The sequence below is a fragment of the Sinorhizobium sp. 6-70 genome, from assembly GCF_030124375.1.
Taxonomy (GTDB): Bacteria; Pseudomonadota; Alphaproteobacteria; order Rhizobiales; family Rhizobiaceae; genus Sinorhizobium.
The window spans coordinates 53,903-75,291 of record NZ_JASKLS010000005.1 but is presented as its reverse complement, the minus strand read 5'-3'; the positions used below and the strand labels follow the sequence as shown (position 1 = coordinate 75,291).

Here is a 21,389-nt window from a genome sequence, read left to right as displayed (position 1 = left end):
TCCTTAAGGAGGCCTCTCATGGCACCTCGCGTTCTCGTATCCGATGAACTGTCGGAAACCGCCGTCCAGATCTTCCGCGACCGCGGCGTTGAAGTGGATTTCCAGCCGAAGCTCGGCAAGGACAAGGAAAAGCTCGCCGAAATCATCGGCAACTATGACGGTCTCGCCATCCGCTCTGCCACCAAGGTGACGGAGAAGTTGATCGGCGCCGCCACCAATCTCAAGGTCGTCGGCCGCGCCGGCATCGGCGTGGACAATGTCGACATCCCGGCTGCTTCCCGCCGCGGTATCATCGTCATGAACACGCCCTTCGGCAACTCGATCACCACGGCCGAGCATGCGATCGCGCTGATGTTTGCCGTCGCCCGGCAGCTTCCAGCAGCCGACGGTTCCACCCAGGCCGGCAAGTGGGAAAAGTCGAAGTTCATGGGCGTCGAGATCACCGGCAAGGTGCTCGGCGTCATCGGTGCCGGCAATATCGGCTCCATCGTCTGCGCGCGCGCCATCGGCCTGAAGATGCATGTCGTCGCCTATGATCCGTTCCTGTCGAAGGAGCGCGCCGAGGAGATGGGCGTCGTCAAGGTCGAACTCGACGAACTCTTTGCGCGGGCGGATTTCATCACCCTGCACGTGCCGCTGACCGACAAGACCCGCAACATCATCGACGCAGAAGCAATCGCCAAGATGAAGCCGGGCGTGCGTATCATCAACTGCGCGCGCGGCGGTCTTGTCGTCGAAAGCGCGCTTGCCGAGGCGTTGAAATCGGGTCATGTCGCCGGCGCCGGCTTCGATGTCTTCGAGGTGGAGCCCGCCAACGAAAGCCCGCTCTTCGGCCTGCCGAACGTCGTCTGCACGCCGCATCTCGGCGCTTCCACGACGGAAGCGCAGGAGAATGTGGCGCTGCAGATTGCCGAGCAGATGTCCGACTACCTGGTCAACGGCGCGGTCTCGAACGCCATCAACATGCCGTCGATCACGGCTGAGGAAGCACCGATCCTGAAGCCGTTCATCCGGCTCGCCGACGTTCTCGGCGCCTTCGTCGGCCAGGTCACGGAAAGCGCGATCAAGGAAATCGAAATCCTCTATGACGGCTCCACGGCGGCCATGAACACCAAGGCGTTGACGAGCGCGGTTCTCGCAGGCCTGATCCGCCCGCAAGTGGCCGACGTCAACATGGTTTCCGCGCCGGTCATGATCAAGGAAAAGGGGGTGATCCTTTCCGAAGTGAAGCGCGATAAATCCGGTGTCTTCGACGGTTATATCAAGCTGACGGTGACGACAGCGAACCAGACCCGTTCGGTCGCCGGTACGGTCTTCTCCGACGGCAAGCCGCGCTTCATCCAGATCAAGGGCATCAATCTCGACGCCGATGTCGGCAAGCACATGGTCTATCTGACCAACACCGACGTCCCCGGCATGATCGGCTTCATCGGCACGACGCTCGGTGACGCCGGCGTCAATATCGCCAACTTCCAGCTCGGCCGCGAGAAGGAAGGCGGTGATGCCATCGCGCTGCTTTACGTCGACGGTCCTGTTTCGGAGACGGTGCTCGACAAGCTGCGCGCGAATGCGGCAATCCGCCAGGCGAAGCAACTGGTGTTCAATATCGATTAAACGGAAGCAGTTCGGAACTCGGCCAAGGCGCCGCACGTCTTTCAGATGTGCGGCGCCTTGGCATTTTTATGTGGAGGCGGGATGAGGGCCTTGCCAGAGCCGTATTATTAGCGCGGCAGTTTGGGGCGGCCGCGTTCCGCGATGGCGATGCCGCCAAGCACCAGCAGCAACGCCATCAGGTGGAAGGGATGAAACGTTTCTCCGACAAGAAGCACGGAAAGAAGCGTTCCGAACACCGGGATGGCGTTGATGAACAGCCCGGCGCGATTGGCGCCGATCATGTCCACGCCGCGCACGTAGAGAACCTGCGACATCAGCGACGGGAAAATCGCGGCATAGATGACGATCGCCCAGCCGCTGGCATCGGGGACGATCGCGCTGCCCTTTGAGAATTCCCAGATGAGGAGCGGGATGGCGCTCAGCAGCGCCCCGAATGCTGGCGCCGCGATGAAGCTCTGCCAGTGCATGGTCGGTTTCCAGCGCAGCGCGACGGTATAGGCAGCGTAGACGATACAGGCGAGGATCATCAGTGCGTCGCCGAAATTGAACTGCAGCTGCAAGAGGCTGGCGAGATCGCCATGCGCGGCGGTGATCAAGACGCCGAGCAGCGTCACTGTGAAGCCGACGATCTGCGCGACGGACGCTTTCGTCCGGAAGAGAACGAAGTTGAAGAGGAAGATCAGCATCGGAATGCCGGCCTGCAGGATCACGGCGTTGATGGCGCTGGTATATTGCACCGCGGAGTAGAGGAACGCATTGAACATGGTGAAGCCGACGGCACCGTAGGCCAGCAATTGCAGCCAGTGCGCACGGATCTTTTCCCAGTCGCGACGGATCTGCGGCGTCATCAACGCCAGGATGACGGCGAGCGCGACCATCCAGCGCAGCGTCGTCAGCATCATCGGGCTGACATGCCCGACCGCCATCTTGCCCGCGACTGAATTGCCGCCCCAAAAAAGCGAAGTTATTGCGAGATAGAAATAGGCCCTGGCGTTCACGATGCTGCGATCCATGTGGGGACGGGAAATGGGGTGCCGGAGAGGCGGGAGAGCAGCAGAGATATAGGCGCTAAATCCATCGCTTGTCATGCAAAAAGGGCGCCGCACGGGTCACAACGGGGTCGCTTTCCGCAAGACAACACAGTATAGATGCGCGGGTTTCAGAATGGCGCAATCCCTTGCGCGCGTGTGAACAGGAAGAAAATTATGACGAATGTCGTGGTGGTCGGATCCCAGTGGGGCGACGAAGGCAAAGGCAAGATCGTGGACTGGCTCTCGGAGCGCGCGGACATCGTCGTGCGATTCCAGGGCGGCCACAATGCCGGCCATACGCTGGTGATCGACGGCGTCAGCTATAAGCTGTCCCTGCTTCCCTCCGGCGTCGTTCGTCCCGGCAAGCTTGCCGTCATCGGCAATGGCGTGGTGATCGATCCCCATGCGCTGATTGCGGAAATGGACAAGCTCGCCAAGCAGGGCGTGAAGGTCACGCCGGACAATCTGCGCATCGCCGACAATGCGACGCTCATTCTGTCGCTGCACCGGGAGCTCGATGGGTTCCGTGAGGACGCCGCCTCGAACAGCGGCACCAAGATCGGCACGACACGCCGCGGCATCGGCCCGGCCTACGAGGACAAGGTGGGTCGCCGCGCCATTCGTGTCATGGATCTCGCCGATCTCGACACGCTGCCGGCGAAGGTCGACCGCCTTCTGACGCACCACAATGCCCTGCGCCGTGGGCTGGGCGAGGCGGAGATCAGCCACAAGGCGATCATGGACGAGCTTTCGTCGGTCGCCGCGCGCGTGCTGCCGTTCATGGATACGGTCTGGCTGCTCCTCGACCGGCATCGCCGCAAGGGCGCGCGCATTCTGTTCGAGGGTGCGCAGGGCACCTTGCTCGATATCGACCACGGCACCTATCCCTTCGTCACCTCGTCCAACACCGTTGCCGGCCAGGCCGCTGCCGGTTCTGGCATGGGCCCGGGGTCGCTCGGCTATATTCTCGGCATCACCAAGGCCTATACGACCCGCGTCGGCGAAGGACCGTTTCCGACCGAGCTCAACGACGAGATCGGCCAGTTCCTCGGCGAACGCGGCCATGAATTCGGGACCGTTACGGGACGCAAGCGCCGCTGCGGCTGGTTCGACGCTGCTCTGGTGCGCCAGTCGGTTGCCGCCAATGGCATCACCGGCATTGCGCTCACCAAGCTTGACGTGCTTGATGGTCTCGATGAGTTGAAGATCTGCGTCGGCTATACTCTTGACGGGCAAGAGATCGACCACCTTCCGGCAAGTCAGGCGCAGCAAGCTTCGGTAAAGCCAGTCTACATTACGCTCGAAGGCTGGAAGGAATCGACGGTTGGCGCCCGCAGTTGGGCCGATCTTCCGGCACAAGCGATCAAGTATGTTCGCCAGGTCGAGGAACTGATCGGTGCGCCGGTTGCGCTTCTTTCGACGAGCCCGGAGCGCGACGACACAATACTTGTGACGGATCCTTTTGAGGACTAGTGTCGCGCAACGACAGTGGCGTCGTGATTGCGGGCGCACGCCTGGGAGTATGAGAAAGTTCTGATGGCAGATTTTGTTGCAGTTATTCGCAGGACCGTAGACGGCCTGTCGGAAAACACACCGGAAATGCGAGGCAAGGTTTACGAGAAGGCGCGCAGTGCTGTGCGCCGGCAACTCGAAAACATGAACCCGCGGCCATCGGACGACATGATCAACCGCCAGCTCAACAAGCTGGAACAGGCAATCGGCGAAGTCGAAAGCGAACATGCGGAGGCGCTCGCCGCGGTCGAGGAAACCGAAGCGGTCGCGCCGGGCGTGGCGGATACGCCGATCGAGCACGAGCCGCCTGCCTCGACCGAACCGGAGTCTGCCACGCGCGTCGCTGCAGAACCGGAACACGCGCCGTCGGAAGAGCAAGTCGAGGAGCCTGCAGGCGAGGAGACGGGCGCCGAAGAACCGGTGTCGGCCAGCGCCGAGGCCGCGGACGAGCAGCCGCAGGCCGGACCGGTCGACGCTGATGCTGCGCAACACGAACCGATCGCCGCTTATGACGATGGCGCTCCGTCCGAACCGGCGCGCGAAATAGAGACCGACGAACCGGCTGAGGAAACGGCAGCGGCGCAAGGGCCTTCTTGGACCGAGGAGCAGCCGGCCGCGCGCGAATACGAAGCCGAACAGGCGCCGCCGGTTGAACCTATCGAGCAGCCTGAAGCGCACGCGGACGAGCTCCGCGGCGAACAGGCCGAACCTCAGCCCGATCATGTGGAGCCGGTACACTCCGAGCCTCAGCCGAGCGAGGAAGACACGACGAAATCGGCCACGTCGGAATGGGCCTTGCCAGAGTGGGACGATACGACTCCGACGACGGCGGCCGACGCTGAGGTGGCGCCCGAGGATTCGTCTTCGCCAGCACCCGAGCTGCTGGGAATTCATCCGGTGGAACCGGAAAGGGCCGAGTCTGCGCAGCCTGCCGGCGAGGCGGAACCGTCGCGCTCCTGGTCCTTCGACGAAGGCGATCCCTTCGCGGCCACAACGGAGAGCAAGAAGGATAAGTCTGCCGACGCTGATATTAGCGAATGGTCGTGGCCGGTGGAAAAAGCGCCTGTGCCCGCGAGCCAGGAAGAACGCGCCAGCACCGCCTGGGACCACATCGACGACTTGCTCGGTTTCGGCGAGAACGGCGGGGCAGGGGCCACCAACGGGACGGCAACTGCGACCAAGGAGAGCGGCAGCGAGTCTCCGGTCGCCGCGCCAGCCCGGCCATCGTCCTACCGCGCGACGCCCAAGCCTTCCCGGTTCAATTTCAAGCGATTGGCGATCGGTGCCGTGATTGCGCTTCTCCTTGGCGGCGGCGGTTATGCCTATTGGCAGAACAGGGAGGCGGGCAACGCGTGGCTCTCGGGGCTGATCGCGAAGATCATGCCGGAAGCGCCGGAGGCCCCAGAAGCGCCTGCCGGTGAGAACGCCCCTGCCGATCAGTCAAGCGCACAGCCGGGTGCGCCTGAAACGGCGCGGACCGAGGACAGCTCCACGAAGTTCACCCAGCGTCTGCTCGCCGACGGCTCTGAAGTGGATGACGGTCCAGCCGGCGCGAACGGCACGGAAGTCTCGCAGGAGGGCAAATCCGTCGCTCCTCAGACGGAGGCTGGACAGGCACAGGGCAGCGTCGCCGCAACACTGCCGCCGGCTGGAGAGCAAGCCGCCGCGACGGCAACGGGCCAGAACGCCGGACAAGCCCAGAATCCCGGTCAGGCCAGTCAGGCGGAGATCTCCGTCGCCGATGGGGAAAAGATGTTCCTTTACGAGGAGCGGCTCGGCCAGTCGTCGCCGACAGCGATACCGGGGACCGTCGCGTGGTCGATCAAGGATGAGTCGCCGGGCGGCGACGCCAAGCCCGAGCCCGCCATCCAGGCCCAGATCACCGTTCCCGATCGAGGTTTGACCGCGCTGATGACGATCAAGCGCAATGCCGATCCGTCACTGCCGGCAAGCCACGTGATCGAATTCGTGTTCTCTCTTCCGGAGAACTTCGAGGGCGGCGCGATCGACGGCGTCCAGCGCGTTTCGATGAAGCGCACCGAGCAGGACCGCGGCGATCCGCTGATCGCCGTCCCGGCGAAGATCACCGACGATTTCCACATGATCGCGCTCAACGACTTTGCCGAAGCGGTCGGCAACAACATGGAACTGCTGCGCAGCCGCAGCTGGATCGATATCCCGATCACCTATCGGAACGGACGCCGTGCCCTGCTGACGTTGGAGAAAGGGGCGGCGGGAGTCGAGGCCTTCAACAAGGCCATGCAGGCGTGGAGCACGCTCGGCAATACGGCCGCGAGCAGCCAATAGCCCGTAGCGAAACACGCCGACGAAAAAAATCCCGGCAGGGGGCAACCCGGCCGGGATTTTTCGTTTGTCCAGCATCGCCTACAGCGCCGCGCGTCTTATCAGACGCGCAAAGGTCGCTGTAGCACTTTGAATTGCTGCATGTCTTTGTCCTTAAACCGAGGTCGATTTAAGGAGACATGCAGTCGAACGATCCTTTATGCGCCCTCGACGACACGCAAGGCGCTCGAGCGCTCCAGCGCTGCCTTGCGAACGGCATCCTGCACCTTCTCGAAAGCGCGGACTTCGATCTGCCGGACACGTTCGCGGCTGATGTCGAACTCCGTCGAGAGGTCCTCCAGCGTTACCGGATCCTCGGCCAGCCGGCGGGCCTCGAAAATGCGACGCTCGCGATCGTTCAGCACCTTCATCGCGCTCGCGAGCAAGGCCCGGCGATTGTCGAGTTCGTCCTGTTCGATCAGGATCTCTTCCTGGTTGTCGTGGTCATCGACAAGCCAATCCTGCCACTGGCCGGAGTCGCCCTCGCTTGCCTTGATCGGCGCGTTCAGCGAGGCATCGCCCGAAAGGCGACGGTTCATCGAAACAACTTCGTCCTCGCTGACCTTAAGGGTCGTCGCGATTTCCTTTACCTGCTCGGGCTTGAGGTCTCCCTCGTCGAGCGCCTGAATGCGCCCTTTCAGCCGCCGCAGGTTGAAGAACAGCCGTTTCTGGTTGGCGGTCGTACCCATTTTGACGAGCGACCAGGAGCGCAGGATATATTCCTGGATCGCAGCCTTGATCCACCACATCGCGTAGGTCGCGAGCCGGAAGCCGCGATCGGGTTCGAATTTCTTGACGGCCTGCATCAGGCCGACGTTGCCTTCCGATACGACTTCGCCGATCGGCAGGCCGTAGCCGCGATAGCCCATCGCGATCTTGGCGACGAGGCGAAGATGGCTCGTCACCAGCTTGTGCGCAGCACTGCGGTCGTCATGCTCCTGGTACCGCTTGGCGAGCATGTACTCTTCCTGCGGTTCGAGCATTGGAAATTTGCGGATTTCGTCGAGATAACGGTTGAGACCGCCCTCTCCAGCGGTAATGGTCGGCAAAGTATTGCGGGCCATGAAGCACCCCCTTTTTGCGTCTCCGGCCTCCGGGACGGCAGACCGGGCATGTGGGTCTTCGTCAAGACCCCACGAGCCTAGAAGATAAGTACGGCGAAAGCATGATTCAAGGACTCCGGTTTCACGCTGTCGTGAGACCGGGGAAAGGAATGGCGCAAGTTGAAGCTTCTATAAGATTGGAATCCGGAACCAAGAATTCAAGGGCTGCGCACCATCCTTTGCGCGTCAGACGCGCGGCGCCGTAGGATCACTCTTCCACGCGCAAGGCCGCAACCAAGGCCTCCATGTCTAAGGGCATGGGTGCCTCGAAATGCATCGTCTCGCCTGTCGTCGGGTGCTCGAACTGCAGCATGAAGGCGTGCAGCGCCTGCCGGTGAAAGCGGTTGACCACGGCTTTCGCCAGATCGGGCAGCAGATTGGCTTTGGTCCGGAAGGCTGCACCGTATTCAGGGTCGCCGATCAGCGGGTGACCGATATGGGCCATGTGAACGCGGATCTGGTGGGTGCGGCCCGTTTCGAGGTGACAGGTCACGGTCGAGGCGAGGCAGGTGCCATCGGGTTTTTCATGGTAACGCTCGACCACTTCATAATGGGTGATGGCTTCGCGCGCGTCGTCGCTCTCCTCGTGCTTGACGGCCCGCTTCGTGCGGTCTGCGGCGCGTCCCAGCGAGGCGTTGATCGTCCCCTTCAATTGCCGGGGACGCCCCCAGACGACCGCCTGATAGGCGCGCTCGAGTGGCCCGGTGCGCCCGTGGTCGGCAAACTGGTCCGAAAGGTGACGGTGGGCAACATCGTTCTTTGCCACGACCATGACGCCGCTCGTTTCCTTGTCGAGCCGGTGAACGATACCCGGCCGCCTGACGCCGCCGATGCCGGAGAGACTGTCGCCGCAATGGTGGATAAGCGCGTTGACGAGCGTGCCCGTCCAGTTACCGGCACCCGGGTGCACGACCAGGCCGGCCGGTTTCACAAGCACGATCAGGTCATCGTCCTCATAAAGCACGTCGAGGGGGATCTCCTCGCCCTTCGGTTCGGGATCCTCGGGCTCAGGCAAGACGATCTCGAACACGTCGCCGGGATGCACCTTCCGCTTCGGCTCGGTGATCGTCTTGCCGTTGATCGCGACCGCGCCCTGCTCGATCAGGCTCTTGATGCGATTGCGGGAAAATTCGCCCGAAAGCGCGCCCGTGAGGAAGGCGTCCAGCCTTCCCGCCGCGTCCTCGTTGGCCTTCAGGACTTTCCTATTGCCGGCCGCTTGTTTAAAGGGATCGTTCATTCCGTTTCAATTCCGACAGAAAGCCAGCCATGACTGCAATCGAGCCCGATGAACAGGAAGAAAAGCCGCTTGATCCCGCGATGGAGAATGTCCGTCGCAAGATGGTGCGCCTGCAGCTCGTCTCGGCCGGCGTGATGCTCGTCATGCTTATGGCTGTCCTCGGGACGATTGTCTACAAGGTGACCCGAACGAATGGTGGCGCGGAGGCAGCGCCGGTGGCCGTGAGCGTGCCGAGCGACGCGCCGGTAAGCGCGATCGCCGCGCTGCCGGCCGGGTTTTCGGTGAGCAATGTCGCGCTCTCCGGGTCGCAGGTGCTGTTCTATGGCAGCCTGCCAGGCGCCGAGCCGCGTGCGATCGTGTTCGACATTCCTGCCGGGCGCATCGTCGCCGACATCACCGTCAGGACCAATTGACGGCATCGCCATGACGCTGCCCGCCCTCATCCGCATCGATGATCCGTCCGACGCCCGCATCGCCGGGTTCGTCGCGATCAAGGAACGAGATCTAACGGGGCGGCAGGGTCGCTTCATCGCCGAAGGCACGGTCGTGCTCCGCATGCTGGCCGCAGCTCATCGCGCCCGGCGTGGCATCGCCGCCGAGGCGATCCTGCTGCTCGAGAGCCGTGTTGGCGGCTTGACCGAACTGCTTGCGGAACTTCCGGCCGATATTCCCGTCTACGTGGCGGATGGTCGGGTATTCGACGCGATCGCCGGCTTCAACATGCATCGCGGCGTGCTGGCGCTCGGGCGGCGCGAAGCGATGCCGGACCGGGATTCGCTCATCGCCAGGCTTCCGGCAGAGAGCCTCGTCCTCGCCGCCTGCGGGATCTCGAACCACGACAACATGGGCTCGTTGTTTCGCAATGCCGCGGCCTTCGGCGTCGACGCCGTCCTCATGGATGCAACGAGCTGCGATCCGATGTACCGCAAGGCGATCCGGGTGTCGGTCGGATCGGTGCTGACGATGCCGTTCGCACGTGAGGGGACGGGAGCTGCACTGATCGAACGACTTCAGGCCGCCGGTTTCGCGATCTGGGGGCTGTCGCCGCGCGGCACGGTCGACATCAGCGACATTCCGCCAGCGCCACGCACGGCGCTTCTCGTCGGCACCGAAGGCGAAGGGCTGCCGGCGACTATCCTGTCTGCGATCCACACCGCGCGCATCCGCCAGCGGCCGGGTCTCGACAGCCTGAACGTCGCGATGGCTGCCGGCATAGCACTGCATCAGGTTGCACTGATCAACACGCGGCTTTGAAGCTCGCGCCTTGCGGCGGTCAAGCCTGCTGACGACGCGGCGAGGGCGCGTTCACGTTCCAGCGCGCTCACTCCGGCGGCAGGATATCCTTGGCGCGGCTTGCGAGACTCTTGCGGGTTGGCGCCGGGTCCGTCTCCTCGCCGGCGAGCAGGCCGCGGATCGGCGACGCCTTGCCTTCGCTCGCGGCCGTCAGCGCAATCATGCCCGCGGCGATATCGGCGATCTCCTGCCGCAGCGCCTCGTCATGCGCGGCGGACTTGGCGTTTATCAGGCGCTCCGAAAGCGCCGTGGAGCGGTTGCGCAGGTCTTCAGTCAGTATGGTGGTCCCAGGGGATTGCATTGCTTCTGCCTGTGGCTCGGCGGTCGCGGCGTCCGCAGCGACGGCCTTTTTCGGAATAGCCAGGCCGGCGGCGCGAAGGACCTTCGTCGCTTCGCGCATTTCCTGGTTCAACTCTTTCAGGCGCGCCTTCAATTTGTCGATTTCGTCCGCCCGCCTCGCGAGCGCTTTCTCGCGGTCCACATTGATGGCGGCTTCGCGTGCGACGGCGGTTTCGAGCTGGCGTATCCGGGCCTCGTCCCGGCTGAGCCGTAACTCCAATTCCCGTGCGCGGGCATTCTCGGCCTTGAGATCGCCGCGCAGCCCCTGGCGCTCGTCATGCAGCGCGGCGACCCGGCTCTTCAGATGCTCGATCTCGGTTTCGCGTGCGGCGAGGTCTATCCGAAGATTGTCGATATCCGCCGAGTGTTTGTCCATCTGGCCGTTGAGCGTGCGGATCGTATCGCTCTTGGCGCCGTTGTCCCTTTCCGAGGTCTCGAAGGTTGCCTTCATCTGCTCGAGACGTTGCTCGAGTTGGCGGACCGTGGAACGCATGTCGGCCGCTTCCACGTTCATGTCGGCCAGTTGAGTCTGCAGATCGGCGTTTTCTCCGGCAAGCCTGCGCGCCTCACGGAGGGTATTTTCGTTTTGCAGCATCAGCGTGACGGTCTTGTCGCGTTCGCGCCGGAGCGCTTGCTGGGCCTTGGCATTTTCGGCAGCATAGGTGGCGCGGGCGGCATCCCTCTGCGCGCGCACCTCCTGCGGGCTGAGCGGCATGGTTGCCTTGAGGCGATCCTCCGCAAAGCGCACGATGCGCCTTTGGATGGCGGGGGCGATCATCAGGCCGATGACGACCGCCGTCAGGAAGCCCAGGGCAAAGAGGAGCGCATATTCAATCACGAGCTGGCCGTTTCAATCTGGATCGGATGGATTGCCCGCCGCGGAGACCGGGCGCCATCTCAGTGCTTCTTCCGCAGTAAACATGATGGCTGGAATGCTGCAAGGGCTGCAACAGGAAAGCGCGCCTTTTCAGACGCGCCAATTTCGGTGAGACGGAGAGGTGAGAGTTGCATTCGCCGAGGGCGTGATCAGCGGCCCAGCTGGAACAAGCCGCCGCTTGAAGCGCCTCAGAAGGGGTTCCACGTCGGCTGCTGCGTCAGCTTGAGGTAGCCGACGTTGAGGCCAAGCCTTGCGCCGATGCCGGTGCGGATCGGCACGACGACAACCTGCTCGTCCGTCAATACGGTCATGCCGACGCCGGCGACAACGTAAGCCGAGCCGGAAACGCCGCCGAAGCGCTTGTAGAGTGCCGGAACGCTGGGGAGGTTGTAGACGAGCATCATGGCGCGGCTGCCCTGGCCGCCCCAATCGAGCCCGAGCGAGGGACCCTGCCAGAAGACCGTGTGCTGTCCGACGTTCTTCGTATAGAGCTCGCCCTCGCCGTAGGTGAGGCCGGCGATGAAGGCGCCGGAACCTTCCTGTCCGAGAATGTAGCCATTCGGCAGGCCGTAGCGCTCGAAGGCGCGCTCGACGACCTTGGCAAGTCCGCCCGAGGTCTCCCCGAAGAAGCTGTGGCCGGCATCGACGATTTCCTGCATCGTGTACTGGCTGTTGTTCGGGGACTGGGCGTGGGCGGCAGACATGGCGCCGGCTATCAGCATCATCGTCAGGATAGCGCGAACAACCACGTTGGTTGCCTTCATGAACGGCTGCATCGTTTCCTCCGTCAGGCACGAAAGTGACCTGCGCCGGCTGTCATGGCCGGCATTTGCATCGGCTGCGCGTCGGGCGCGGGTCTTGTCCAGTTCCAGGGGCGGGCGCGGAAAAGCGTGAAAACTGGTTCCGGCCGCGCATCCTCCAGCGATTCGAGCTGAATTCGGGATGCTCCAGCAATTTGAACCGATCATCTTAACAATCGGTTTACCAAATGTGATGTCATTATGGCCTATTGATTACCGGCCGCGCCCGCGCGATTCATGGCCCGTGCCATGGTCGTGCGGAAGCTTTGGTTGCGGGGCAAGAACGTGCGGCGGCGGCGCCGGCAGACGGATAGCGAACAAGGAAGAATGATGGCAAAGAATCCGAACCTGACACTGACGGGACCCGATCTGGCCGCACTGCTCTGCAGCCGGGTTTGCCACGACATCATCTCGCCGGTCGGCGCCATCAACAACGGCCTCGAACTCCTGGACGAGGGGGGAGCAGATGCGGACGCGATGGACCTCATCCGCACCAGCGCGCTCAACGCCTCCGTCCGCCTGAAGTTCGCGCGGCTTGCTTTCGGTGCCTCCGGATCGGTCGGGGCGTCGATCGACACGGGCGAAGCCGAAAAGGCGGCAAAGGATTTCGCGGCAGCGGAAAAGAAGACCGAGATCAATTGGAACGGCCCGCGCGCGATCATCGCCAAGAACCGCGTCAAGCTTCTCCTCAACCTCTTCCTGATCGCCTATGGCTCGATCCCGCGCGGCGGTTCGATCGATGTCACGTTGGAAAACCCCGAATTCGACGCGACCTTCACGCTTGTCGCCAAGGGCCGGATGATGCGGGTCAACCCGAAGCTGATGGAATTGCTTTCCGGCACCCCGGAGGAGGCTGTCGACGCGCATTCGATCCAGCCCTACTACGCCGTCCTGTTGGGCGAGGAGGCCGGAATGACGATCGATGTCGTTTCGACCGGCGAGGAGATCGTGTTCACGGCGAAGTCCGAGGCCGCCTAGCGCATCCTATTCGTCCCGTTCGCCGGGCGACGTCGATCGACACGCATCCGACCCTTCGGCTCAGCCTGCCGGAGGGTCTTTTATATGCGGCCTCGGCATTGCGCCCGTCGCTCGTGCTATTGAGAGGTGTTGAGCGTCGGCGTCCTGATCAGAAGAAAATATTAAGTATTCGTCGTAACGGTTTCTTTGCCAAATCTGTATAAGATTTGTTTCATGATGCGCGTGCAAGTATAGCGTGAAGGAGTTTGGACATGCGGCGCTTGATGATTGCTGATGGCTCGGAGGCTGTCAGGAAAGTTGGAAAGCGCATCCTTTCGGGCATGGGATTCCTGGTGCTCGAGGCGCCGAGCAGCCTTGATGCGCTGGTGCGCTGCGAAGCCGAGCTGCCGAACATTCTGATCGTCGATGCGGCGCTGGACGGTGCACTCGATCTGATTGCCAATATCCGGCACCTGCCAAACGGCACGTCGGTGCGCATCTATTATTGTGTCGTCGAAGCGGACCTGAAGAAGATGATGGCAGGCAAGCGCGCGGGCGCCGACGACTTCCTGCTGAAACCCTTCGACCGCAAGATCCTGACCAGCGTTTTCGCCAGCCAGTCAATGGCCGCCTGACAGGCCTTCAAAGCATCACGATCTGCACGGGCCGCGGCATGCCGCGGCTTTTTTGCTTGCGCCCTGCGGCATGCCCGACGTCGATCCGGACGAGGGAATAGTGGTGTCGCTTTCCTCTTCATTGCATTGCGAGTGGAATGAAGGTCGGCACCAAAGAAAAACCCGCCTGAGAGGCGGGCGGGTTCTTCGATCCGGTGTGGCAGTTCGAGCGGGCGAGGAAATGCGGGGCCTCGACCGAGAGGCTACCGAAATCAGGCCGTTTCCAGGTAGTCGTTGCCGTCCGGTTCGCGCAAGACGTAGCCGCGTCCCCAGACGGTCTCGATGTAGTTGGCACCGCCGGCGGCGTTTGCGAGCTTCTTGCGCAGCTTGCAGATGAAGACGTCGATGATCTTCAGCTCCGGCTCGTCCATGCCGCCGTAGAGATGGTTGAGGAACATTTCCTTGGTGAGCGTCGTGCCCTTGCGGAGCGAGAGGAGCTCCAGCATCTGATATTCCTTGCCGGTCAGATGCACGCGCTGGCCGCCGACTTCCACGGTCTTGGCGTCGAGATTGACGATCAGCTCGCCGGTCGAGATCACCGACTGGGCATGGCCCTTGGAGCGACGGACGATCGCGTGGATGCGCGCGACCAGCTCGTCCTTGTGGAAGGGCTTGGTCATGTAGTCGTCTGCGCCGAAACCCAAGCCGCGCACCTTGTCTTCGATCCCCGCCATGCCCGACAGGATGAGAATCGGGGTTTTCACCTTCGACAAGCGCAGCGTCCTCAGGACCTCATAACCGGACATGTCCGGCAGGTTCAGGTCGAGAAGAATGATATCGTAGTCATAAAGCTTGCCGAGATCGACGCCTTCTTCACCGAGATCGGTCGTATAAACGTTGAAACTCTCGGACTTAAGCATCAGCTCAATGCTTTGAGCTGTCGCGCTATCGTCTTCGATCAGTAGAACCCGCATAATTTTCCCCTTTTCCGCCGCCCAAGGTCGTCCGTGGCCCCCTTACGCGATACGGATCCAGTCGTTGCCTGATTTGGAGGCTGCCACCAAATGGTTAACAAATTCTGATTCACTCTGGCAAGGTGTATCGAGATTGTTAAATATTTTTTGCAGTCTCCTGATTCCAAACGTGAATCTCAAATGGCACTTCTCATGTAGTACATGAGGAAACGCCGTTATCTGACTCTTCCGACTCGTTAATGGCGAAGTGCCACATTTCGTGCTTCAGCATTTACGGAGCCTTAAATCATCACGCCTATGATTAACGATGCCCGTAAACGAAAGGTTACCAGCGGTAGGCCTTTGTTAATGTCGCTTCGATTTTTTGTTTCCGGCCGCCACGGGGCCGGCGCGACGGGTCAGGATCAGTAACCGGGGTCTCGGTATCCACGGGAGTATTGCGTATGAAAGCACGTGAGAGCCTTGTCCGCCTGAAGGAATTTCAGGTCCGGGAGAAGCAGCGTCAGTTGAACCAGCTTCAGATGATGATGTCTGAGTTCGAGCGAATGACCAAGGATCTGGAAAGTCAGATTACATTCGAAGAGAAGAAATCGGGAATTTCCGATCCCGCGCATTTTGCCTATCCCACCTTCGCCAAGGCCGCCCGCCAAAGAGCCGACAATCTCCAGGTATCGATTCGCGAGCTGAAGGCGCAGCAGGATGCGGCCGAACTTGCGCTCGAGGAGGTCCAGGCCGAATACGCGAAAGCGGCGGCGCTCGAGGAACGAGACACCGGCGCCCGCCTGCGCGCCTGATCGGATGACAGCGCTGCCGCCTTCGGGTTGACCGGGGGGCAGTTGATACAGCCCGAAGAGAACCCGCCTCGCATGTTCGGATGCAAGGCGGGTTAAGGCTGTTGACCGGACGAGCTGTTCGTCTAAAGGGAAAGGGAGCAGGGGAGAAGTACGCGTTTTCGCGATCTCGCTATGCTTGCGCAAGCCCGCTTACGCCCCCGGATGGTTACGCCTGGATCACATCCTGCCACTCGGGATGACGCATGGCTTGCGCGCGCATGAAGGGGCAGAGCGGGATGATCTTCCAGCCACCCTTACGCGCCTCCTCGACTGCGTGTTTTGCGAGCGCTTGCCCGACACCCTTGCCGCGCAATTCATCCGGCACCAGCGTGTGATCGATGATGATCAAGCTCGGCGAGGACCGGGAATAGGTCATCTCGCCGGTATAGCCCTCCACGGTCGCCGAATAGCGGCCCTTCGAATTGATTTCCTCGTTGACGATTTCCATCGATCTTCTCGCTCCGCATCTGTTACTGCCGGCGGGGATGCTACAGCATATTTGCCGCGATCGGAATCGCGCGCGGTTCAAAGGGACATGCGATCAAACGACACCGGCGGCTGCGGGAAGATCCCGAGCCGCCGGTGTCGAACTATGGCCCTGTCGGGTGAAATCAGTGGCGATACTGCTGGATGCGCGTGGTGCGCAGCCCGGCAAGACCGTGGTCGTTGATGGAGGATTGCCAGGAAAGGAATTCCTCGACGGTCAGCGTGTACCGTTCGCATGCCTCTTCAAGGCTCAAAAGGCCACCGCGCACGGCGGCGACGACTTCAGCCTTCCGGCGGATAACCCAGCGCCGGGTGTTCGCCGGCGGGAGATCCGCAATCGTCAGAGGGCTGCCATCGGGGCCGATGACATACTTTACGCGTGGTCGCATCATTTCGGTCATGGGACTCTCTACACAAACTCAAGACCATATGATCGCGACCTTAGCCTGCCACATTTAACATTTGCCTAAGCGGCAGGTAACAATTTGCTCATAATTTGAGACACTTCAAAGCCGTGGCGCGATTTCGACCATCCAAAGAAAAAATATGCCAGCGGATCATTCCGTTGCTCCACTCCCTTGAGCTTTGCGTGGAAAGCCTGGCGTTTCGCGTGGTTTTCACATGGGAGCCATGCAATTACCACATTTCACTTCAACTAAAATTTTTGGTAGCGAGGCGTTCATCAAAGAATGAGCGTTCGCGTTTACGCTCCCGGAATTATCTCCTGGGCACAACATATTTTCTTGACCGGCCGCGTTGCTTGCACGGCTAGCAGGGCAGAGCCGGTTGTATTTCAGCTGGCAGCTGGAGCCGCTCCGGTTGTAACGGAGCATTCCATTCTCGACCGGTCGAACGCGTGCCGGCAACGTGGTGACAAGGTATGAAGGAATCGAGTGAGCCGGCCTTGCGGCGCGAGGCTGACGAGGACATGTCTTTCGAATTCGATCCGGCGTCGGTGCGCACGGAATACGAGCTTCTGCACCTGATGCGCAGATTGATCGCGCGCTATCGCTTTCAACGTTTCCTGATCGCGCGGCTGCCGCTTGCCGAACAGCAGCGGTTTTCCGAAAGCCTGGTGCTCAGCAATTGGCCGGCCGAGCTGGTTCGCCAGTACGATGCCTCCGGCGCCTTTCACGCGAGCGTCCTTGTCGAACGGCTGCGCCAGACGAAGCTGCCGCTCGCAGGCGGCGCCGAGCTTCTGGACGCGGCACGCGGGGACGGAGCGGAAGTGTCTGTCCGCCGCATCGAGGCCGATCCCGACATGGTGCGTCATTTTGCCTTGCTCTTGCATACGACCTATGGGGAACCGTTCGTGGTCATGCTTTCGGGCGCTCGCGAGGAGCCGGTCGGTGCCGAACGTGCGGTGCTCTACCTGACGCTGGTGCAGCTTTTCGAGTGCCTCGAGCGCACCTTTGATACCGGCAGCACGGTCCGTGAAAAACTGTCCGGCCGCGAGATCGAGTGCCTGCGCTGGGCGGCGGCCGGCAAGAGTAGCGACGAGATCGCCATCATCCTTGGCATTTCCGCCTACACGGTCAGCAGCTATTTCAAGAGCGCGACCCGCAAGCTCGATGCCGTCAACCGCATGCAGGCGATCGCCCGGGCGATGCGGATGAAGCTGATCTGACCGCGTCGTTCAGGCGCAAAAACGCCGCCCAAACCTCCGCCCTTGCCGCAGGGCGGACAAGTTTCTATATGTCGCGGCACAGAAAGCTTTGAAAATGCCGCCGGCGCCGCATTTTGCGGAAGGCCCGCGGCAGGAGCGTGAAACAGCGCGGCGCAAACGATCGGCGCAGGCGCCGCAAATGCCGGATTGGATCCCGTGAACAGTCTCGATTTTGACCGCAAGCCCCAAGATACGCGTGTCGTCGTCGCCATGTCCGGCGGCGTCGATTCCTCCGTCGTGGCGGGGCTGCTCAAACGCGAGGGCTACGACGTACTCGGCATCACGCTGCAGCTCTATGATCATGGTGCGGCGGTGCATCGCGCCGGCTCCTGCTGCGCCGGCCAGGACATCGACGATGCGCGGCGCGTTTGCGAGACGCTTGGCATTCCGCATTATGTGCTCGACTATGAGGCGCGCTTCCGCGAGACGGTGATCAATCCCTTCGCCGAAAGCTATATCGCCGGCGAGACGCCGATCCCCTGCGTTGCCTGCAACCAGACGGTCAAGTTCGCCGATCTGCTGGCGACCGCCAAGGAACTCGGTGCCGATGCGCTCGCCACCGGCCACTACATCCGTTCCCGGCCGAGCCCGAACCCGCGTTACGCGGGGCAGCGCGCGCTCTACCGGCCGACGGACGCCGAGCGGGACCAGAGCTATTTCCTGTTCGCGACCACGCAGGAACAGATCGATTATCTGCGCTTTCCCCTGGGCGGCCTTTCCAAGGCCGAGACGCGGGCGCTTGCCGAAGACATGGGCCTGATCGTCGCCAAGAAGGCTGACAGCCAGGACATCTGCTTCGTGCCGCAGGGCAAATACAGCGACATTGTTTCGAAGCTGAAGCCGAATGCATCCCTTGCCGGCGAGATCGTCCATCTCGACGGCCGCGTGCTCGGCAGCCACGACGGCATCCTGCACTACACGATCGGCCAGCGGCGCGGCATCGGCGTCGCCACCGGCGAACCGCTTTACGTCGTCTATCTCGACGCCCGCTCGCGCCGTGTCATCGTCGGCCCGAAGGAGGCGCTGGAGACGCGCCGCGTCTATCTGCGCGACGTCAACTGGCTGGGCGACGAGGAGCTCGAGCAGGCCGCCGCCCGCGGCTTCGACTGCTTCGCCAAGGTGCGTTCCACCCGCCAGCCGATGCCGGCGGTCCTGAAGAGCGACGCCGATGGCCTTTATGTCGAGCTTGCCGAGGGAGAGGCCGGCGTGGCGCCCGGCCAGGCCTGCGCGCTTTATTCCGGCACCGGCGAAGACGCGCGCGTCTATGGCGGCGGCTTCATCCGCAAATCCGAGCGCGAGCCCAGCGCGGAAGCGGCGCTCAAGGCGCTTTTGCAGGCGCCGGCGGCGGCTTGAGAAGGTGTGATCAGCAACGTCAGGAAAAGTTCACATTTTCCCGCAGACTTTGCTTGACACTAGCCGGAACAGCACCTTATAAGCCGCCCGTCCAGCCGAGACGGGCTTCCAGCGGAAGCTTCCACGGCACCGGCGGCGGAGTAGCTCAGTAGGTTAGAGCAGAGGAATCATAATCCTTGTGTCGGGGGTTCGAATCCCTCCTCCGCTACCATTCCAATAGGCACTTTACGACGCTCCGGCGGCAAATTGACGGTCTCACCGCGAAGGGCCGAGACGTTCGCTTTGATTTCGAGCTTGATCGCTTCGCGCGGCGGGACTGATAGACGATCACCGGCCGAAGCTTGCAAAGCTGACCGAGCTTGCCGAGGCAGGCGACATCGCAGGCTTCCAGGCGGTGCAGATCAATCCGGTATCGAGCGGCCCGAAGGCGATGGCAAGTACGGACCTCTGCGTAATCGTTCTCGAAGCGCAGAAGGCAGTAGCTAAGCTGAACTAAGGCGCAGGGCTTTGCAAGTCCGCTATCTGCGGGATCAGCGCGTCAATGTCGGCGAGCTTCTGGATGGACCACGGAAGCCCGATGAGGGCTGCCATGAGGTGGCCAAGAATTTTTCCTCGGTTGCGCTTCTCGCGCGAGAACGTCACCTCGATCCGCTGCGTATCCGTTACCGAATAGAATTGGTGTGTTCCTTGCGAGTTCGGGTGCGCGACCTCTGATATATGTTCGTAGAATTCGCGAGCTCGCGGCAACTCGCGGCTAAGCTTATCCAAGGCGGTCATTACGCTAATTGCAGGGTCGTTATCCATGCGCCAATAATCGCTCCTGCCGCCGAATGTCGCCTGCATAGCCAGCTGATCGAGCCTCCCGAGGTCTTTCGCTTCAAGTGCCTTCCGCGTACTTTGTTCAATGAAATGCACGACGGCGACGGTCTCGAAAAAGGCCCTGGCAAGGACCATGCAGGCAAGCGAGTTTCCTTCCCCCCATTGTTCAACGGCCGCATCGACCAAATCCACGAGGCGGTAAGTGAGACTTTGCCGCAGAACTGCGTATTTCCAAGCTAATTTTGACCGGCGGAGATCGCCCGTCAGCGGAAGGACTTGGATGCGCTGGCTGCGCAGTGCATCCATATCGGCGTTCAGCGTGGCAGCTAGCTCCCAGTCGCCGCCCGCGCCTTCGATATTGCTCTGCGTAAACCCCATGAAGCTGCCCCCTCCCGTGATCGGAAAATTTCCCACTGCATATAGAAAATGTCCAAATTGCAAGGAATAAATCCACGCCTATTGTCGGTTGCGTCGCAATTTCAGCGCGCCCCCCAAGAAAAAGCCCCGCGCGATGGCGGGGCAAGTTTCGCATCCCGTTGCCTTCAAGGGATGCGGGGGAAAGATGTAGCTCCAATGGGAAACTACGATGCGACGCTATCCATGGAGTGGTGAGAGAGGAAGGTCGGATTCAGCGATTCCGGTACGCTTCTGCAAATAAAGCCCGCATGACGATCCACTGCATTTGCGTGATAAAATTTAGTATTTGCTAAATCATTTGGCGCTAAGATTCCGGAATGCGCGGCTTGCTACTCCTCATTGTTGGATTGTGTGGCCTCCTGGCGATCGATCAGATCGCAACCGACGGCCGGTATCGCCGCGCCGGCTGGAGCGAAGCGAAAGCGCAAGGCAACGCCCTTCAGGACCGGGTGGAATACTGGGTTAGTGGCATCATCAAGCTTTGACGCGGGCCCGCCGTGCTGCTCTCCGTTCCGCCATTTTCACTTGGAATTTTCCTGCCAGCCGCGGCGAACCGGGTAGCGCCATATTCATGGCCTTGTCCAAGTCTTCCTTGTACCAGAACTTGCGCCTGGGGCCTTCGACGAGGCGCGGCTGCGGGTAAATTGTTCCGATGCGCTCGAGGAAGTCCTCGACGTGCTTTTCACCAACGTAACCGGCCGCCATCTCAGCCATCATGCGCGGTGGCCAACTACCTGAGGGAATTTGCGGGGCACGACGTTTTTTGTCTTGTTGAGGCATCGCAGCACCATTTCCTCGACTACAACCGAGACGTCCCTGCAGCGCCGCGCGTCTCCTGAGACGCGCAAAGATCGCTGCAGCACTTTGAATCGCTGCATGATTGCTCAAATCGATGCCGACTTGAGCAATCATGCAGTAGGCTCTCACAGCCCGGGTTGCAGTCAAGAATTAGGGGCGCCCGCCAAAGGGAGTATGGACCGTCAGGCGAACGTGCCGGCCGGGGTCACCGGAGGCCTCGGGGACGTGTGAAACGCGCCTGAAAAACCCGCCCTGGCTGCCGGCGGGCTGGCGGGGAGGCCGAATTTCGAGCAGAAATAAGCGCAGGGCTGAAGTTTCGAGGC

21 protein-coding genes and 1 tRNA gene are annotated in these 21,389 nt (G+C 61.6%); 12 read left to right on the top strand and 10 right to left on the bottom strand.

Annotated elements, in window-relative coordinates:
• Positions 1-18: 18 nt before the first annotated feature.
• Complete coding sequence (serA, locus tag QN222_RS12000) at positions 19-1,614, top strand: phosphoglycerate dehydrogenase (RefSeq protein ID WP_283961304.1); 1,596 nt, start codon at positions 19-21, stop codon at positions 1,612-1,614.
• Between the two features lie 107 nt (positions 1,615-1,721).
• On the opposite strand, the gene QN222_RS11995 is transcribed toward serA, so the two are convergent.
• Positions 1,722-2,612, bottom strand: coding sequence for a DMT family transporter (locus tag QN222_RS11995; protein WP_283961303.1), 891 nt, complete (start codon positions 2,610-2,612; stop codon positions 1,722-1,724).
• Between the two features lie 207 nt (positions 2,613-2,819).
• Between QN222_RS11995 and QN222_RS11990 the strand changes: the two genes are divergently transcribed.
• Together QN222_RS11990 and QN222_RS11985 are read left to right on the top strand one after the other, a co-directional pair.
• On the top strand, positions 2,820-4,118 hold the full coding sequence (locus QN222_RS11990; protein ID WP_283961302.1) for an adenylosuccinate synthase: 1,299 nt from the start codon (positions 2,820-2,822) through the stop codon (positions 4,116-4,118).
• Between the two features lie 63 nt (positions 4,119-4,181).
• The gene (locus QN222_RS11985; RefSeq protein ID WP_283961301.1) at positions 4,182-6,464 is read left to right on the top strand and encodes a hypothetical protein; all 2,283 of its coding nucleotides are present in this window, start codon (positions 4,182-4,184) and stop codon (positions 6,462-6,464) included.
• A 194-nt stretch (positions 6,465-6,658) separates the two neighbouring features.
• Here QN222_RS11985 and rpoH read toward each other — a convergent pair whose 3' ends face one another.
• Both rpoH and QN222_RS11975 read right to left on the bottom strand, forming a co-directional pair.
• A complete protein-coding gene (gene rpoH, locus QN222_RS11980; RefSeq protein ID WP_283961300.1) occupies positions 6,659-7,564 on the bottom strand; it encodes an RNA polymerase sigma factor RpoH in 906 nt (301 codons plus the stop codon).
• Between the two features lie 247 nt (positions 7,565-7,811).
• Positions 7,812-8,840 (bottom strand): RluA family pseudouridine synthase, encoded by a 1,029-nt coding sequence (locus QN222_RS11975; protein ID WP_283961299.1) that lies wholly within the window; start codon positions 8,838-8,840, stop codon positions 7,812-7,814.
• Between the two features lie 29 nt (positions 8,841-8,869).
• Between QN222_RS11975 and QN222_RS11970 the strand changes: the two genes are divergently transcribed.
• Both QN222_RS11970 and QN222_RS11965 read left to right on the top strand, forming a co-directional pair.
• On the top strand, positions 8,870-9,253 hold the full coding sequence (locus QN222_RS11970) for a hypothetical protein (protein ID WP_284005451.1): 384 nt from the start codon (positions 8,870-8,872) through the stop codon (positions 9,251-9,253).
• Positions 9,254-9,263: 10 nt separating this feature from the next.
• Positions 9,264-10,094, top strand: coding sequence for an RNA methyltransferase (locus QN222_RS11965; RefSeq protein WP_283963969.1), 831 nt, complete (start codon positions 9,264-9,266; stop codon positions 10,092-10,094).
• Positions 10,095-10,161: 67 nt separating this feature from the next.
• On the opposite strand, the gene QN222_RS11960 is transcribed toward QN222_RS11965, so the two are convergent.
• Positions 10,162-11,310 (bottom strand): hypothetical protein, encoded by a 1,149-nt coding sequence (locus QN222_RS11960; RefSeq protein ID WP_283963970.1) that lies wholly within the window; start codon positions 11,308-11,310, stop codon positions 10,162-10,164.
• A 227-nt stretch (positions 11,311-11,537) separates the two neighbouring features.
• Complete coding sequence (locus tag QN222_RS11955; protein ID WP_283963971.1) at positions 11,538-12,125, bottom strand: DUF1134 domain-containing protein; 588 nt, start codon at positions 12,123-12,125, stop codon at positions 11,538-11,540.
• Between the two features lie 354 nt (positions 12,126-12,479).
• On the opposite strand from QN222_RS11955, the gene chpT reads away from it, so the two are divergent.
• On the top strand, positions 12,480-13,127 hold the full coding sequence (gene chpT, locus QN222_RS11950) for a histidine phosphotransferase ChpT (RefSeq protein WP_283963972.1): 648 nt from the start codon (positions 12,480-12,482) through the stop codon (positions 13,125-13,127).
• Between the two features lie 251 nt (positions 13,128-13,378).
• Positions 13,379-13,741 (top strand): PleD family two-component system response regulator, encoded by a 363-nt coding sequence (locus QN222_RS11945; protein WP_153436523.1) that lies wholly within the window; start codon positions 13,379-13,381, stop codon positions 13,739-13,741.
• A gap of 251 nt (positions 13,742-13,992) precedes the next feature.
• Here QN222_RS11945 and ctrA read toward each other — a convergent pair whose 3' ends face one another.
• A complete protein-coding gene (gene ctrA, locus QN222_RS11940; RefSeq protein WP_136508054.1) occupies positions 13,993-14,694 on the bottom strand; it encodes a response regulator transcription factor CtrA in 702 nt (233 codons plus the stop codon).
• A 443-nt stretch (positions 14,695-15,137) separates the two neighbouring features.
• On the opposite strand from ctrA, the gene QN222_RS11935 reads away from it, so the two are divergent.
• The gene (locus QN222_RS11935; RefSeq protein ID WP_283963973.1) at positions 15,138-15,488 is read left to right on the top strand and encodes a flagellar export protein FliJ; all 351 of its coding nucleotides are present in this window, start codon (positions 15,138-15,140) and stop codon (positions 15,486-15,488) included.
• Between the two features lie 205 nt (positions 15,489-15,693).
• Here the strand turns inward: QN222_RS11935 and QN222_RS11930 are convergent, their stop codons facing one another.
• Positions 15,694-15,975, bottom strand: a complete 282-nt coding sequence (locus QN222_RS11930) for a GNAT family N-acetyltransferase (protein ID WP_283963974.1) — start codon at positions 15,973-15,975, stop codon at positions 15,694-15,696.
• Between the two features lie 163 nt (positions 15,976-16,138).
• On the bottom strand, positions 16,139-16,414 hold the full coding sequence (locus tag QN222_RS11925) for a DUF1153 domain-containing protein (protein ID WP_003527546.1): 276 nt from the start codon (positions 16,412-16,414) through the stop codon (positions 16,139-16,141).
• Between the two features lie 479 nt (positions 16,415-16,893).
• Here QN222_RS11925 and QN222_RS11920 point away from each other — a divergent pair, with 479 nt between their 5' ends.
• The 3 genes from QN222_RS11920 (at position 16,894) to QN222_RS11910 (ending at position 19,243) form a co-directional block, all read left to right on the top strand.
• Positions 16,894-17,640, top strand: a complete 747-nt coding sequence (locus QN222_RS11920; protein ID WP_283963975.1) for a LuxR family transcriptional regulator — start codon at positions 16,894-16,896, stop codon at positions 17,638-17,640.
• Positions 17,641-17,835: 195 nt separating this feature from the next.
• The gene (gene mnmA / locus QN222_RS11915) at positions 17,836-19,032 is read left to right on the top strand and encodes a tRNA 2-thiouridine(34) synthase MnmA (protein ID WP_283963976.1); all 1,197 of its coding nucleotides are present in this window, start codon (positions 17,836-17,838) and stop codon (positions 19,030-19,032) included.
• Positions 19,033-19,166: 134 nt separating this feature from the next.
• Positions 19,167-19,243: transfer RNA gene (locus tag QN222_RS11910), tRNA-Met, on the top strand.
• A 281-nt stretch (positions 19,244-19,524) separates the two neighbouring features.
• Here the strand turns inward: QN222_RS11910 and QN222_RS11905 are convergent.
• Positions 19,525-20,229, bottom strand: a complete 705-nt coding sequence (locus QN222_RS11905; protein WP_283963977.1) for a hypothetical protein — start codon at positions 20,227-20,229, stop codon at positions 19,525-19,527.
• A gap of 356 nt (positions 20,230-20,585) precedes the next feature.
• On the opposite strand from QN222_RS11905, the gene QN222_RS11900 reads away from it, so the two are divergent.
• On the top strand, positions 20,586-20,753 hold the full coding sequence (locus QN222_RS11900) for a hypothetical protein (RefSeq protein ID WP_283963978.1): 168 nt from the start codon (positions 20,586-20,588) through the stop codon (positions 20,751-20,753).
• Here the strand turns inward: QN222_RS11900 and QN222_RS11895 are convergent.
• On the bottom strand, positions 20,743-21,180 hold the full coding sequence (locus QN222_RS11895) for a hypothetical protein (RefSeq protein WP_283963979.1): 438 nt from the start codon (positions 21,178-21,180) through the stop codon (positions 20,743-20,745). The genes QN222_RS11900 and QN222_RS11895 overlap by 11 nt on opposite strands.
• Positions 21,181-21,389 lie beyond the last annotated feature (209 nt).

Bases quoted from the DNA above. Each gene is read 5' to 3' on its own strand.
- QN222_RS11990 (WP_283961302.1), top strand. From the start codon at position 2,820: ATGACGAATGTCGTGGTGGTCGGATCCCAGTGGGGCGACGAAGGCAAA.
- serA (WP_283961304.1), top strand. From the start codon at position 19: ATGGCACCTCGCGTTCTCGTATCCGATGAACTGTCGGAAACCGCCGTC.
- QN222_RS11975 (WP_283961299.1), bottom strand. From the start codon at position 8,840: ATGAACGATCCCTTTAAACAAGCGGCCGGCAATAGGAAAGTCCTGAAG.
- QN222_RS11935 (WP_283963973.1), top strand. From the start codon at position 15,138: ATGAAAGCACGTGAGAGCCTTGTCCGCCTGAAGGAATTTCAGGTCCGG.
- QN222_RS11965 (WP_283963969.1), top strand. From the start codon at position 9,264: ATGACGCTGCCCGCCCTCATCCGCATCGATGATCCGTCCGACGCCCGC.
- QN222_RS11925 (WP_003527546.1), bottom strand. From the start codon at position 16,414: ATGACCGAAATGATGCGACCACGCGTAAAGTATGTCATCGGCCCCGAT.
- chpT (WP_283963972.1), top strand. From the start codon at position 12,480: ATGGCAAAGAATCCGAACCTGACACTGACGGGACCCGATCTGGCCGCA.
- QN222_RS11970 (WP_284005451.1), top strand. From the start codon at position 8,870: ATGACTGCAATCGAGCCCGATGAACAGGAAGAAAAGCCGCTTGATCCC.
- QN222_RS11985 (WP_283961301.1), top strand. From the start codon at position 4,182: ATGGCAGATTTTGTTGCAGTTATTCGCAGGACCGTAGACGGCCTGTCG.
- ctrA (WP_136508054.1), bottom strand. From the start codon at position 14,694: ATGCGGGTTCTACTGATCGAAGACGATAGCGCGACAGCTCAAAGCATT.
- QN222_RS11895 (WP_283963979.1), bottom strand. From the start codon at position 21,180: ATGATTGCTCAAGTCGGCATCGATTTGAGCAATCATGCAGCGATTCAA.
- QN222_RS11930 (WP_283963974.1), bottom strand. From the start codon at position 15,975: ATGGAAATCGTCAACGAGGAAATCAATTCGAAGGGCCGCTATTCGGCG.
- QN222_RS11955 (WP_283963971.1), bottom strand. From the start codon at position 12,125: ATGCAGCCGTTCATGAAGGCAACCAACGTGGTTGTTCGCGCTATCCTG.
- QN222_RS11920 (WP_283963975.1), top strand. From the start codon at position 16,894: ATGAAGGAATCGAGTGAGCCGGCCTTGCGGCGCGAGGCTGACGAGGAC.
- rpoH (WP_283961300.1), bottom strand. From the start codon at position 7,564: ATGGCCCGCAATACTTTGCCGACCATTACCGCTGGAGAGGGCGGTCTC.
- QN222_RS11945 (WP_153436523.1), top strand. From the start codon at position 13,379: ATGCGGCGCTTGATGATTGCTGATGGCTCGGAGGCTGTCAGGAAAGTT.
- QN222_RS11900 (WP_283963978.1), top strand. From the start codon at position 20,586: ATGCGCGGCTTGCTACTCCTCATTGTTGGATTGTGTGGCCTCCTGGCG.
- QN222_RS11905 (WP_283963977.1), bottom strand. From the start codon at position 20,229: ATGGGGTTTACGCAGAGCAATATCGAAGGCGCGGGCGGCGACTGGGAG.